The organism is Mesorhizobium temperatum (assembly GCF_002284575.1).
Classification (GTDB): domain Bacteria; phylum Pseudomonadota; class Alphaproteobacteria; order Rhizobiales; family Rhizobiaceae; genus Mesorhizobium; species Mesorhizobium temperatum.
Genome location: NZ_NPKJ01000076.1, coordinates 150,395 through 163,970 on the forward strand (window position 1 = coordinate 150,395; position 13,576 = coordinate 163,970).

Sequence of the window (13,576 nt, forward strand, 5' to 3'; positions counted from 1 at the left end):
CAGGATATGATGAAGACCATGCCGGCGAGGCAGCCTCATTTTTTTGCGCTGCTTGGCGCAATCCTCCTGCTGACGCCGAGCATTCCGGCCGCAGGCAAAATCGATGTGCAGGTCACTTCGGCCATTCCGATGCCAAATCTGCAGGATACGAGCTCTCCATCCGCCAGCGTCGCCAGGCTGAAGAGTGGCCTCGATGCGCTGGCGGCAAACGACATTGCCGGCGCGCGTCGAGTGCGCGATGCCCTGCCGGTCAACTCGCTCGACCAGCATATCCTTGCCTGGTCGATCGCGCTCCATGGCGGCGACAAGGTGCCAAGCGGCGAGATCGCCGATGCTGCGAAAATGCTGCCGAACTGGCCGGGCATGATCGCCTTGCGCAAGAACAGCGAGCGCGCGCTGTACCGCGAAAACCCCGCGCCAGAGATCGTGGTGCAGGCATTCGGCGGCAGCCAGCCACAAACAGTCGAGGGCGTGGTCATCCTCGCCCGCTCCTATGTGTCGCAGGGCAACGTCGAGGCGGCGCGCTCGGTGCTGTCGCCTTTCTGGCGCACCGAGAAACTGGAAGCCAGGGACGAAGCGGCGATCATCCAGGAATTCGGCAAGCTCATCGCCGCCGCCGACCACCGCTTTCGGATGGAGCGCATGTTCTATGCCGACCGGGTCAATTCCGCGCTGCGCATCGCCGGTCTTGCCGGCGCCCAGCAGCTGGCCGACGCCTGGGCGGCGGCGGACAGGGGCGACAAGAATGCGGCCAAACTGCTGAAGGCGGTGCCAGCCGCGCAGCGTTCGACCGGCTATCTCTTCGCGCAAGCCCAATATCTGCGCAAGCAGCAGAAGTTTTCCGACGCCGCCGCTATGGTGATGAAGGCGCCGAGCGATCGCACCGCGCTTGTCGACCCGGATGCCTGGTGGGCCGAGCGCCGGGTGCTGTCGCGCGAACTGGTCGATCAGGGCGATATGAAGACCGCCTACAGAATAGTCGCAGCACACGCCGCCGAAACTGCTGCCAATGCGGCCGATGCCGAGTTTCATGCCGGCTGGTACGCGCTGCGCGGCCTCAACGATCCCACCACCGCTGCCAGGCATTTTAAGCGGATCGCCGATCTCGCTCAGGGGCCGATATCGCTGTCGCGCGCCTACTATTGGCTCGGCCGTGCAGCCGAAGCCGGCGGCCCCGGCAGCGCCAAGGATTATTTTAGCCGTGCCGCCGGTTACGGCACGACGTTCTACGGCCAGCTCGCCGGCGAGCGCGTCGGCCGGCAGGTCCTCAACATCGCCCATCCGCAGCCGAGCGCCTCCGATCACCGGAATTTCGCCAACCGCGAGGCGGTCAGCGCCATCAGGCGGCTGCAGGAGGCGGGCTATGAGCGCTACGCCGACACGCTTTACCGCGACCTCGCTGGACAGTTGACCAGTCCCGGAGAGCTGGCGCTGCTGGCCGCGATGGCGGAAAAGCAGGGCAATCACTTCCTGGCGCTGAAAGTCGGCAAGATCGCCGGCGCGCGCGGCGTCGATGTCGGGGCGCTGTCGCATCCGCTGGGCGTCATTCCCGAAACCGCCAACATTTCCGGCTCGGGAAAGGCGCTGGCTTATGCGATCGCCCGTCAGGAAAGCGAGTTCAACATCGGCGCCGTCTCCAGCGCCGGCGCGCGCGGGCTGCTGCAGTTGATGCCGGAGACCGCCAGGCAATTGGCGAAGAAGGCCGGAATGACCTTCTCGCAGGTGCGGCTGACCACCGACGCCGGCTACAATGCGACGCTCGGCGCCGCCTTCCTCGGCGAGCAGCTCGGCCGCTTCGACGGCTCCTATGTGCTGACCTTCGCCGGCTACAATGCCGGCCCCAGCCGCGCCGCCCAGTGGGTGGCTAGATATGGCGACCCGCGCGGCAAGGACATCGACTCCGTCGTCGACTGGATCGAGCGGATTCCCTACACGGAAACAAGAAGTTACGTCCAGCGCGTGATGGAGAATTACGAAGTCTACAAGATGCGTATTTCCGGTAAGTACGACATAGTGGGGGATTTGGTGAACGGGCGGAGTTGATCCGTCCAGCGTTCGGCGAAGCACCCCCCTCTGCCCTGCCGGGCATCTCCCCCTCAAGGGGGGAGATTAGCAGTTTCGTCGACGGCGCCTTTTCTTCAGCGTTGGAGATTGGCGAAAACCGAAGTGACATCCAATCTCCCCCCCTAGAGGGGGAGATGTCCGGCAGGACAGAGGGGGGCGCTGTCCCGCCGACGTCTCGAAAAATTCTCAGTACCGCAGCGCTTGGACCCAGTAATGCCCTTGCCCATTCCGTTGGACCGCTCTGCCTTCCGATTTGACCACCCCCGCCCTCGCCTGTAGCAGTCGGGACGATCCGGCAACGGCGAGGAATCGAGCCCGAAATGTCGAGCGGTTTTTCCGATTTTTTCTACGCCTCGCAGGACGGGCTGCAACTTCACGCCCGCATCTACGGCGAAGCGAACTCCGGCCACTGGCCGGTCGTCTGCCTGCCCGGCCTGACCCGCAATTGCCGCGATTTTCATGAGCTGGCGCTGCACTTGTCGCGACTGGCAAAAACCCCGCGAAAAATCGTCGCCTTCGACTATCGCGGGCGCGGGCAATCCGCCTACGATCCCGATGTCGGCCACTACAATGTCGGCGTCGAAGCCGGTGATATCCTCGCCGGACTGGCGGGGCTTGATATCGAGGAGGCAGGTTTCATCGGCACGTCACGCGGCGGGCTGGTCATTCATGTGCTCGGCGCGATGCGCCCGGCCGTCCTGAGGGCTGTCGTGCTCAACGACATCGGCCCGGTGGTCGAGGCCGGCGGTCTTGCCCATATCCGCTCCTATCTCGAGCGCACGCCGAAGCCGAAAACCCATGCCGAGGCGGTCGGCGCCCAGCGCGGCGCGCATGGCAGCGACTTCCCTGCTCTGACCGAGGCGGATTGGGAGCGGATGGTATCGGCCCTCTACCGAGAGACGGATGAAGGATTATTGCCGGATTTCGACCCGAGGCTGGTCGAGACGCTGGCGGGTCTCGATCCGACCCGGCCAGTTCCAGACATGTGGCCGCAGTTCGAGGCACTGGCGGCAATACCCTTGCTCGCCATCCGCGGCGCCAATTCGAAGCTGCTGTCCGCCGAGACCTTCGAACAGATGCGAAACCGTCATCCCTGTGTCGAGACGATCACGGTCGAAGGCCAGGGCCATGCGCCTTTCCTCGAGACCGGCAGCCTGCCCGGCGCCATCGCCGCTTTTCTGGACAGGGCCGAGCAACGCTTCGGCTCAAAGTGAATTTTTGCGAGGGATGCGGACATTCACCACAGACGTTTGTTGGCGAAAGCGTGCCCGGAACCGGATTTAAGATAACGCTCGAATGAAGTCGCGTTAGCCAGGTTCGAGAAGGCGACATAGGTCACGATCCGCCATGGCATGAATTTGGAAGTATGGCTGGATTTTCCGGCGTTGTGCTCGACAATCCGTCGTTTCAGGTCGGAAGTTACGCCGATATAGCGCTCACCTTCGGCAGCCTTGCTTTCTAGCAGATACACATACCACACGAATCGCCCCTCCTTCACTACTTCGCGCCTAGCAGGACGCGGAGGTATCCTGCTTCGCGAGAGGAAGACTGCCAACCCTGTTTTGCAGAGTTTCAAAGTACTTTGCAGCCCTCCTTCGCCAAGGCTTCGGAGGGCATCCTGCTTCGCGCAGAAAGGGATTTGCTGGACTTGTCCTGCGAAGCGCGCAGCGCGAAGCAGGATGGCGGAGAGGATGGGATTCGAACCCACGAGAAGCTTTTGACCTCTACTCCCTTAGCAGGGGAGCGCCTTCGACCACTCGGCCACCTCTCCGTTGCGCCGGTGGATAAAGAAAAGCGCCGGCACAATCAACAAGCCTGATCCATTATCGTTGAAAAAACCGGCTTCCGCCGAAACCGCGCTTTTGCCATGCGGCGATTCTGCGGCAATCCCTTGGCTGACGACTCACGACATCGTCGCAATTCCGGGAGGGGGCAATTGCCGGAATCGGCCGGATTGCAAGGGCTCGCCCAAGGGTTTCCGACAGCTCAATGGTTAACGGGAGCTTTCCGAGTGAGGCCAAATCGTGTCATTTGTGCAACAACGCAGGGGGATAGCACCCGCACAGACCTTTCGCCGATGCGATGGTGGTTGAACGCCGCCGCCTCATGGGTAATGTCGAATTTGAAGGAGCGGCGCGGTGCGCATCTTTTTCGGTAGTGGGGATGGGGCAGGGAACGCTGTCCTTCAGCAAAGAATACCCAGACCCGTTTTTTAACTTTTGACTGGAGGTCAGAAAATGAACATCAAGAGCCTTCTTCTTGGCTCCGCTGCGGCACTGGTCGCAGTTTCCGGTGCGCGCGCCGCCGACGCCGTCGTCGTCGCCGAGCCGGAACCCGCTGAATACGTCCGCATCTGCGACGTCTACGGCGCTGGCTACTTCTACATCCCCGGCACCGAGACCTGCCTGCGCATCGGCGGCTATGTCCGCTACGACATCGGCGTCGGCGACGTCGGCTCGTTCGATGGTGCTGAGAACTTCGACGCCGAAGACGGCGACATTCAGGACACGTACTACAAGCAGGCCCGCTTTAACCTGAAGACCTGGACCGGCCAGGAAACCGAGCTCGGCACCTTGAAGACCTACACCGAGACCCGCTTCAACTTCGGCAACCGGAACCGACACGTCAGCAGAACAGTCATTCCCGATCCGGACGGCGAGGGTCCGCTGGAAGAGACCATAGAATATGTCTTTAACCCTGCCGAAAACAAAGGCATTTCGCTGAACTTCGCCTGGATCCAGCTCGGTGGTCTGCGCGTCGGTAAAGACGAATCGGCCTTCGATACGTTCATCGGTTATGCCGGCAACGTCATCCAGGATACGCTGGTTCCCTACGGTGGTTTCGACACCAACGTCGTCCAGTACTATTTCGACGCCGGCAACGGCTTCTCGGCAGTGGTCTCGCTCGAACAAGGTTATGGCGACTTCACGATCGACAGCTATGTTCCGCATGTCGTCGGCGGCCTGAAGTGGACGCAGGGCTGGGGCGCCATCACCGGCGTCATTGCTTACGACGCCAACTACGAAGAAGTGGCCGGCAAGGTTCGCCTAGACGTCACCCCGATGGAGAACCTGTCACTGTTCATCATGGCCGGCTACGGCACCGACGATAACTACACGGACGACGGCTTTGCATTCCCCGCCGCCGGCGGTCGCGGCTTCTACAAGCTGTGGGCCGGCAACTGGGCGGTCTGGGGCGGTGGCACCTACACCATCAACGAGAAGACCTCGTTCAACACCCAGATCTCGTATGACGAAGGTGAAAACCTCGGCATCGCCGCCAACATTGCCTATGACATCGTTCCCGGCCTGACGATCACGGCCGAAGTCGACTACCTGCACGCCGGCGAGTTCGGCGAGGACGACTTCTCCAACTGGACCAATGCGGACGACGAAGACAGCCTCGGCGGCATGCTCCGCTTCCAGCGCTCGTTCTAACAGACTTTGTCTGACTGAACTCCAACCCGGCGGGCAACCGCCGGGTTTTTTCGTATCGGCGTGGCTGTCGCGTTGCGTGATGCATGACGCCGCCAATGCCGGCCATGGTCGTTCTGTGCTGGATCTCGGTCTGTGATTTCTGACAGGTTGGAAGCCGATCGGCTGCGCAGAATGAAAGCAGCAGCGATCCTTCGCGCCCCCCTCTGTCCTGCCCCTCTTTGCCAAAATGGTGGCATCTCCCCCACAAGGAGGGAGATCGGCAGCTTCGCTGACAGCGCCTGTTCATCAACGTTGGAGATTAGCGAAAGCCGCAATCTCCCCCCTCGTGGGGGAGATGCCAAGTTTTGGCAAAGAGGGCAGGACAGAGGGGGGCGCTGTCCCTCCAGCGTCTTGAAAGATTCTGCACCGCAGCAGCGCCTGGAAGGAACAGGATAGGGCGTTCGCTCCCGCCCTGCGAAGGCATGGTGGCCTGCGGCCAATCGCAGAAGATCAGCTAAGCCTATGCGTTTGAGACCCTCGAGGTCCGCGCAATGCGGACCGCCGACCTCAAGTCAAATCTCTGCAAGATCGCCCAGCGACTGTATAAGCGGCTGAATTTCGTTTTCATAATTCTTCCAGCGCTTGACCGACGATTTATAAATCGGTTGACGAACCTGCCAGCGACTGGGCGTGTTGACCGAACCATCCCTGTCAAAAAAGCGCAGGCAGGCGTCGTCCCAAGGCAGCCCGAGATAATCTATCAGGCGGCGTGACTGCGCTTCCTGGTCCTCGACCAGCGTTTCGTAGCGATTTTCGAAGATAAGGCCCGGAAAAACCTCGTTCCAATGCTGCATCAGGCGGTCATACTCGCGATAGTACAGGCCTAGTGTCCGCAGATCGGTATTATAGCTGTGTGCCTCGCTGAAGTTGAGAACGAAGCAAGAGACGCAATTGTCGATGGCGTCACGACGGCAATGAATGATGCGTGCGTTGGGGAAGAGAAGCCCGATAAGGCCGATCAGTTCGAAATTGTGCGGCGTCTTGTCGACGACGCGAAGTGCGGCAGGCGCCCGCTCCCGCAAGTAGGACAGATGCTCTTCGGCCAAGGTTCTGGACAGGTCTTCCGTGATCGACGTGATTGGCTGGTGCAAATCTCCAGCCGATGATGTCTTGAGACCGATCGCATTCGCGACCCGCCTTAGTTTGCTAAGCTCCCCTGCACCATGAACATCGGGATGGCTGGCGCAGATCTGCTCCGTGAGCGTCGTTCCCGAGCGGGGCATGCCAACCACGAACACAGGCATTTCGGAAGGATTTCCATAGCCGGCCCGGGCAGCCAAAAAGTCCGGCGTGAAGGTTTCAATCATCGAATCGATCCACCGACGATACAAGTCGATGTCGAACTTGTAGCCGGAGGCCTGTTTCGCCCTGTTGAAATGGTCGAATGCCTCATCGTAGCGCTTGAGGTCGTTCAGCACCTTGCCGGCGGCGTGATGGAGTTGCTGCGCGGCTTCCGAACCAAGTTTCGGATTGCCAAGTTCACCAAGGATGGATTGGAGCTCCTCGGGCTCCTCGGTGAACTTTCGCGTCTGTACAAGGTCGCTGTAGGCAGCCGGCACCCCAATACGGCGATCGATCGCTTCTTTCAGATAGACGGCGGCTTCATCCATACGCCCCAGGCCGCTGAGCGCGCCGGCCAGCCCGGCTCGCACCTTGGGATGATCGCGGTTGATTTTCAGCGCCTTCTCGTAAAGCGGTAGAGCCATGTCGGGCTTGTCAAACGCCGTGTAAGTGCGCCCCAATGCACAAAGTGCTTCGATAAGGCCGGGCTGCAGTTTCAGGGCATACTGCATATGCCTGATTGCTGGCGAATACTCGCTGACCTTCACATAGGCTTCGCCCAGGCTAAGGTGGTAATAGGGGTTTTTAGGTTCCTCGCCGACCGCCCGTGCGAAACATCGCAACGCCCTCTCATCATCGTAACCCAGGTATACGGTCCCCAGGATGTACAAGGCGAGCGGATGATTTGGCGTGCGCTCCAGAACCCGAAGGCATAGGTCCTGAGCCTCGTCGAGCCGCTTGGCCTGCTGAAAGGCATATGCCTGTTTCAGCAGTGCGTCGTCGGCCTGCGCACGCGAGGGCGAATTCGGCAGCCTCGCTTGCGGCACATTCGGTTGCGGCGATTTGGGTTTCGGCGCGGGGCCGGGCTTCAGGTGCTTGGACCAGGCAGGTGGGAGTCGATTGTTCATGATATCTCGCTAGCAAAAAGAGGCGAAGGAATCCAGCACGCTGGTTGCGGTCAAAGCGGGAGCTTGCGCGGCCAACTATGCCGCGCTAGCAAGAAGGCCCTTTTCGACGAGCCTTTGCCATGCGCCAGCGCCCTCCCCTCACGCCAATCATCAGCGCGCTCCCCTCGACGGTGCCGTTTGTCGGCCCGGAGGCGCAGGAACGTGACCGCGGTCGCGCGTTTCGCGCCCGCATCGGCGCCAATGAGAGCAGCTTCGGGCCCTCGCCGCGTGTCGTCGCCCGCATGGCCGGCATCACCGGCGACATGTGGATGTATTGCGACCCCGACAATCACGATTTGAAGCTGGCTGTCGCTGCGCATCTTGGCGTTGGTGCCGAAAACGTGGTGATCGGCGAAGGCATAGACGGGTTGCTCAGCCTGGTGGCGCGCATGTATGTGGCGCCGGGCGACGCGGTGGTCACCTCGCTCGGCGCCTATCCGACCTTCAATTTCCATATTGCCGGCGTCGGCGGCCGGCTGGTCGCGGTTCCCTACGAGAACGACCGGGAAAGCCTGGACGGCCTGTTGGCCGCGGTCGCCAGGGAGACGGCGCCGCTGGTCTATCTGTCCAATCCGGACAATCCGATGGGCAGCTGGTGGGAGGCGGCCGAACTCATCCGCTTCATCGAAGCCCTGCCGGAGACCACCATGCTGGTGCTCGACGAGGCCTATGGCGAATTGGGCCCCGCGTCGGCGCTGCCGCCGATCGACGTGTCACGGCCGAACGTCATCCGCATGCGCACCTTCTCAAAAGCCTACGGGCTGGCCGGCATCCGCTGCGGCTATGCGGTGGCCGACGCCCAGGTGATCCGCGATTTCGAGAAGATCCGCAACCATTACGGCGTCAGCCGCATGGCGCAGATCGCCGGCGTCGAGGCGCTGGCCGATCAGGACTATCTCAAAAGCGTGGTGGCGCGGGTCGCTTCCGGCCGCCGGCGCATCGCTGAAATAGCCGAGGCGAATGGGCTGAAGCCGCTGCCCTCGGCGACCAATTTCGTCACCCTGGACTGCGGCGGCGACGGCGTCTTCGCGCTGAAGGTGCTGCAGGCGCTTTTGTCGCGCGATGTGTTCATCCGCAAGCCGATGGTGCCGGTGCTCGACCGTTGCATCAGGGTCAGCGTCGGCCTCGACCACGAGCTCGACATTTTTGCCGAGGAATTGCCGGGCGCGCTGGCGGCGGCACGGGGGAGCTGAATAGCGCTCTTCCTTCTCCCCTTGTGGGAGAAGGTGGATCGGCGCGTAGCGCCGAGACGGTTGAGGGGTGTTGGACGGAGTGCCGGCGGTGCCAAGCTGGAACACCCCTCATCCGACCTCGCTTCGCGAAGCCACCTTCTCCCACAAGGGGAGAAGGAAGAGCCGCGCGCTTGCGCCGTCTCGCCTGCCGGAACGTTCGATCCACATCCCTTGAATTAATTGAACGTTCGTTTTATTATTGCGCCTCTCTCGAAGAGGTAAACAATGGCGCGCACGACCGGTTCCGACGGGGAAAAGACCGAAGCTGCGGTCCGCGAGGCGGCGGTCAGCCTGATCGCGCGTCTTGGCTACGAGGCAATGTCGATGCGCCAACTGGCCGCCGAGGTCGGCGTGCAGGCCGCGGCGCTCTATCGCTATTTTCCAACCAAAGAAGACCTCTTGTTCACGCTGATGCGCGAGCACATGGAAGGGCTGATTGAGGCATGGAATGCGGCGCGCCCCGTCGTGGCCGATCCGGCGACGCGGCTCGCCGCCTATGTCGAAAACCACATCGCCTTCCACATCGAACGCCGCCACTCCACTCATGTCTCGAACATGGAATTGCGCAGCCTGTCGCATGATCGCCTGACGCAGATCCTCAAGCTGCGCACGACCTATGAAAAGGAGCTGCGCGCCATTCTGCGCGATGGCGCAGAAGCCGGCGTCTTCGACGTCGAAGACACGGGGCTGACTGCCATGGCGCTGATCCAGATGATGACCGGCGTCATCGTCTGGTTCCGGCCGGGCGAGCGGCTATCGATCTCGGAGGTAACCGCCACATATCTTTCAATGACGATGCGCCTGGTTGGAGCAAAGGCCCATGGCGCGACAACGTCCTACAGCGCCGGGCGAGCAAACGACGCTGTAGCACTTTGAATTTGCGCATGATCCTTCGCGAAAATCGAATTCGATTTCGGGGCATGCGGCGGGAGGAACGGCATGTACACGCACACACTTAGCTTCGGGCTTGACGAAGACATCGAGGCGCTGCGCGACCTGGTGCGGCGCTTCGCCCAGGAAAAGATCGCGCCGATCGCCGCCGAGATCGACCGCTCAAATGAATTCCCGGCGCATCTGTGGGCCGAGCTCGGTGGGCTCGGCCTGCTCGGCATCACCGCCGATCCGGATTTCGGCGGCACCGGCATGGGCTATCTCGCGCATGTCGTCGCGATGGAAGAAATTTCCCGCGCCTCGGCATCGGTCGGCCTCTCCTACGGCGCTCATTCCAACCTCTGTGTCAACCAGATCAATCGCTGGGCAACCCCGGCGCAGAAGGAGAAATATCTGCCTGCGCTGTGTGCCGGCGAAAAGGTCGGCGCGCTGGCAATGTCGGAATCCGGCGCCGGCTCCGACGTCGTGTCGTTGAAGCTGCGTGCCGAAAAGCGCAACGACCACTACGTGCTCAACGGCACCAAGATGTGGATCACCAACGGCCCGGACGCCGCGACGCTGGTCGTCTATGCCAAGACCGATCCGGCGTTCCATTCGCGCGGCATCACCGCCTTCATCGTCGAAAGGGATTTTGCCGGGTTTTCCGTCGAGCAAAAGCTCGACAAGCTCGGGATGCGCGGCTCCAACACCGGCGAACTTGTGTTCGAGAACGTCGAGGTGCCGTTCGACAATGTGCTGCATGAGGAAGGGCGCGGTGTCGAAGTGCTGATGTCGGGCCTCGACTACGAGCGCACCGTGCTCGCCGGCGGCCCGATCGGGCTGATGGCGGCGTGCCTCGATGTGGCGGTCCCCTATGTGCACGAACGCAAGCAGTTCGGCCAGCCGATCGGCGAGTTCCAGCTGGTGCAAGGCAAACTCGCCGACATGTATACGACGATGAATGCCGCGCGCGCCTACATCTATGCCGTAGCCGCCGCTTGCGACCGCGGCCAGACGAGCCGCAAGGACGCCGCCGCTTGCGTGCTGTTCGCTGCCGAGAAGGCGACGCAGATGGCGCTCGACGCCATCCAACTGCTGGGCGGCAATGGCTACATCAACGACTATCCGACCGGCCGGCTTCTGCGCGACGCCAAGCTCTATGAGATCGGCGCCGGCACCAGCGAAATCCGCCGCTGGCTGATTGGGCGGGAAATCATGGCGGAGGCGATATAGTGGCCCCCTTTTTTTGAATCTTTGCCATGAATAGCCGATTGTGCCATATTAACCAACATGTGCCACATTTCGGGAACGAGGCAGACTATGGCGAACGGAACCGAAAAGGCTGGGTTTGACGAGAATTCGCAGGCGCAATTCGATGCCAGCGCTCGGAAAACACAGCTCCGGGCTCCAGCGAAACGCGAGCGCGTCCGACTTGGCGAGGGCGGGCGCTTCGTTATCCCGGCTGCGATGCGCGAGGAGATGGGCGTGAAGCCTGGTGAAGACTTGATCCTTCATGTCGAAAACGGCGAGTTGCGGGTAAGGTCGTGGCTTCGGAATCTCAGGCGCGTCCAGGCCGAATTGTCAGCGTTGAAAAAGCCTGAGGAAAGTGTCGTCGACGAATTTCTGAAGGAGCGGCGGGAAGAACAGCGCCGAAGCGACAAGCGTTTCGACCGGCTGCATGCCGAAGGAACGGCGAGAAAGGGAGCGAAGTGAAACCCTACGTCATGGACAGCTCGGCGGCGCTTGCGATCCTGCTCAACGAGAAAGGCACCGACATTGCCTTGGGTTTCGCGCCGGACGCGCAATGCAGCTCCGTCAATGCGGCTGAAGTCATCGCTAAGCTGATCGACAGGGGACGCAGCATGGAGGAGGCCGCTGATGACCTCGCCAGCCTGGGCATGCCGGTCGCTGTTTTCGACGAAATGATGGGCATCGTCGCCGGTCAGATTCGCGAGCTGACGCGGCATCGCGGCTTGTCGCTGGGCGTTCGCGCCTGCCTGGCGCTGGCAATTCGCGAGAACGCCATTGCCGTTACCGCCGACCGTGACTGGGGCGACCTGGATATCGGCTGCAAGATCGAACTGATCCGGTAGCGCCATGCCCACCCTCACCTCGCAGATCTCGCCCGCCTCCGACACCTTCCGCGCCAATGCCGCGCGCATGCGGGCGCTGGTCGCCGACATTGCGGAAAAGGCGGCAACCGTCGAGCGCGGCGGCTCGGAGGAAGCGCGTGAACGGCACCAGAGCCGCGGCAAGCTCTTGCCGCGCGAGCGCCTCGCCCAGTTGCTCGACACCGGTTCGCCATTCCTCGAGATCGGCCAGTTCGCGGCGTGGTCAATGTATGGCGAAGACATCTCGTCGGCCGGCATCATCGCCGGTATCGGCCGTGTCGAAGGCACCGAAGTCATGGTCGTCGTCAACGACGCCACGGTGAAGGGCGGCACCTATTATCCGCTGACAGTGAAGAAGCATCTGCGCGCCCAGGAAATCGCGCTGCAGAACAAACTGCCTTGCATCTATCTGGTCGACAGCGGCGGCGCCAATCTGCCCAACCAGGACGAGGTGTTTCCTGACCGCGACCATTTCGGCCGCATCTTCTACAACCAGGCCAACATGTCGGCCGCAGGCATACCGCAGGTCGCCTGCGTCATGGGCTCATGCACGGCAGGCGGCGCCTATGTGCCGGCGATGTCGGACGAGACGATCATGGTGCGCAACCAGGCGACCATCTTCCTTGGCGGCCCGCCGCTGGTGAAGGCCGCCACCGGCGAGGATGTCAGCGCGGAGGAACTGGGCGGCGCCGACGTCCACACGCGGCTTTCCGGGGTTGCCGACCATTTTGCGCTGGACGACGAGCATGCGCTGGCGATCGCCCGCCGCATCGTCAAGAACCTGAATCGAAAGAAGCAGATCGGGCTGGCACTTCAAGATCCGATTGCGCCGCTTCATGCAGCCGATGAGCTCTACGGAATCGTGCCGACCGATCTGCGCCAGCCCTATGACGTCCGTGAAGTGATCGCCCGCATCGTCGACGGCTCCGACTTCGACGAGTTCAAGCAGAATTACGGCACCACGCTGGTCACCGGCTTTGCCCATCTCAACGGCATGCCGGTCGGCATCATCGCCAACAACGGCGTGCTGTTCTCCGAAAGCGCGCTCAAGGGCGCGCATTTCATCGAACTGTGCTGCCAGCGCAAGATCCCGCTGATCTTCCTGCAAAACATCACCGGCTTCATGGTGGGGCGAAAATACGAGGCCGGCGGCATCGCCAAGGATGGCGCCAAGCTGGTGATGGCCGTCGCCACGGCCCGGGTGCCAAAGGTAACCGTGATCATCGGCGGCTCGTTCGGCGCCGGCAATTACGGCATGTGCGGACGCGCCTATTCGCCACGCTTCCTGTGGATGTGGCCGAATGCCCGCATTTCGGTGATGGGTGGCGAGCAGGCGGCCACCGTGCTGGCCGTCGTCAAGCGCGAGGGGATCGAGCGCAAGGGCGGGGAATGGAGCGCCGAGGAGGAGGCAAAATTCAAGAAGCCGATCCTGATGAAATACGAGCATGAAGGCCACCCGCTCTATTCCTCCGCCCGGCTATGGGATGACGGCATCATTGACCCGGCCAAGACGCGCGAGGTGCTGGCGCTCAGCCTTTCAGCCGCGTTGAACGCCGAGATCGAGGAAACAAGGTTCGGCGTGTTCAGGATGTGAG

The 13,576-nt window shown here is 61.9% G+C and carries 11 protein-coding genes and 1 tRNA gene; 9 read left to right on the plus strand and 3 right to left on the minus strand.

Annotated elements, in window-relative coordinates; genetic code table 11:
* Positions 1 to 18: 18 nt before the first annotated feature.
* The gene (locus tag CIT26_RS34325; RefSeq protein WP_095496802.1) at positions 19 to 2,043 is read left to right on the plus strand and encodes a lytic transglycosylase domain-containing protein; all 2,025 of its coding nucleotides are present in this window, start codon (positions 19 to 21) and stop codon (positions 2,041 to 2,043) included.
* A gap of 341 nt (positions 2,044 to 2,384) precedes the next feature.
* Positions 2,385 to 3,278 carry an alpha/beta fold hydrolase gene (locus CIT26_RS34335; RefSeq protein WP_095496696.1) on the plus strand — a complete coding sequence of 298 codons (894 nt, stop codon included), beginning with the start codon at positions 2,385 to 2,387 and terminating at the stop codon, positions 3,276 to 3,278.
* 23 nt (positions 3,279 to 3,301) lie between these two features.
* Here the strand turns inward: CIT26_RS34335 and CIT26_RS34340 are convergent, their stop codons facing one another.
* On the minus strand, positions 3,302 to 3,544 hold the full coding sequence (locus tag CIT26_RS34340; RefSeq protein WP_095496697.1) for a GIY-YIG nuclease family protein: 243 nt from the start codon (positions 3,542 to 3,544) through the stop codon (positions 3,302 to 3,304).
* A 200-nt stretch (positions 3,545 to 3,744) separates the two neighbouring features.
* Positions 3,745 to 3,835: transfer RNA gene (locus CIT26_RS34345), tRNA-Ser, on the minus strand.
* 466 nt (positions 3,836 to 4,301) lie between these two features.
* Here CIT26_RS34345 and CIT26_RS34350 point away from each other — a divergent pair.
* Entirely contained in the window at positions 4,302 to 5,501 is a 1,200-nt protein-coding gene (locus CIT26_RS34350; RefSeq protein WP_095496698.1) for a porin, read from the plus strand.
* Between the two features lie 551 nt (positions 5,502 to 6,052).
* Here CIT26_RS34350 and CIT26_RS34355 read toward each other — a convergent pair.
* Positions 6,053 to 7,729, minus strand: coding sequence for a tetratricopeptide repeat-containing sulfotransferase family protein (locus CIT26_RS34355; protein ID WP_095496699.1), 1,677 nt, complete (start codon positions 7,727 to 7,729; stop codon positions 6,053 to 6,055).
* 119 nt (positions 7,730 to 7,848) lie between these two features.
* Between CIT26_RS34355 and CIT26_RS34360 the strand changes: the two genes are divergently transcribed.
* The 6 genes from CIT26_RS34360 to CIT26_RS34390 all read left to right on the plus strand — a co-directional run bounded on the left by CIT26_RS34360 (position 7,849) and on the right by CIT26_RS34390 (position 13,575).
* Positions 7,849 to 8,961: a pyridoxal phosphate-dependent aminotransferase gene (locus CIT26_RS34360; RefSeq protein WP_095496700.1), complete on the plus strand. Its 1,113-nt coding sequence runs from the start codon at positions 7,849 to 7,851 to the stop codon at positions 8,959 to 8,961.
* A 264-nt stretch (positions 8,962 to 9,225) separates the two neighbouring features.
* On the plus strand, positions 9,226 to 9,876 hold the full coding sequence (locus tag CIT26_RS34370; RefSeq protein WP_095496702.1) for a TetR/AcrR family transcriptional regulator: 651 nt from the start codon (positions 9,226 to 9,228) through the stop codon (positions 9,874 to 9,876).
* A gap of 63 nt (positions 9,877 to 9,939) precedes the next feature.
* On the plus strand, positions 9,940 to 11,103 hold the full coding sequence (locus tag CIT26_RS34375; RefSeq protein ID WP_095496703.1) for an isovaleryl-CoA dehydrogenase: 1,164 nt from the start codon (positions 9,940 to 9,942) through the stop codon (positions 11,101 to 11,103).
* Between the two features lie 87 nt (positions 11,104 to 11,190).
* Entirely contained in the window at positions 11,191 to 11,583 is a 393-nt protein-coding gene (locus CIT26_RS34380; protein WP_095496704.1) for an AbrB/MazE/SpoVT family DNA-binding domain-containing protein, read from the plus strand.
* Positions 11,580 to 11,963: a type II toxin-antitoxin system VapC family toxin gene (locus CIT26_RS34385; protein ID WP_095496705.1), complete on the plus strand. Its 384-nt coding sequence runs from the start codon at positions 11,580 to 11,582 to the stop codon at positions 11,961 to 11,963. The genes CIT26_RS34380 and CIT26_RS34385 overlap by 4 nt, the downstream gene beginning before the upstream one ends.
* A gap of 4 nt (positions 11,964 to 11,967) precedes the next feature.
* Positions 11,968 to 13,575, plus strand: coding sequence for a carboxyl transferase domain-containing protein (locus CIT26_RS34390; RefSeq protein WP_095496706.1), 1,608 nt, complete (start codon positions 11,968 to 11,970; stop codon positions 13,573 to 13,575).
* The last annotated feature ends 1 nt before the right edge of the window (position 13,576 follow it).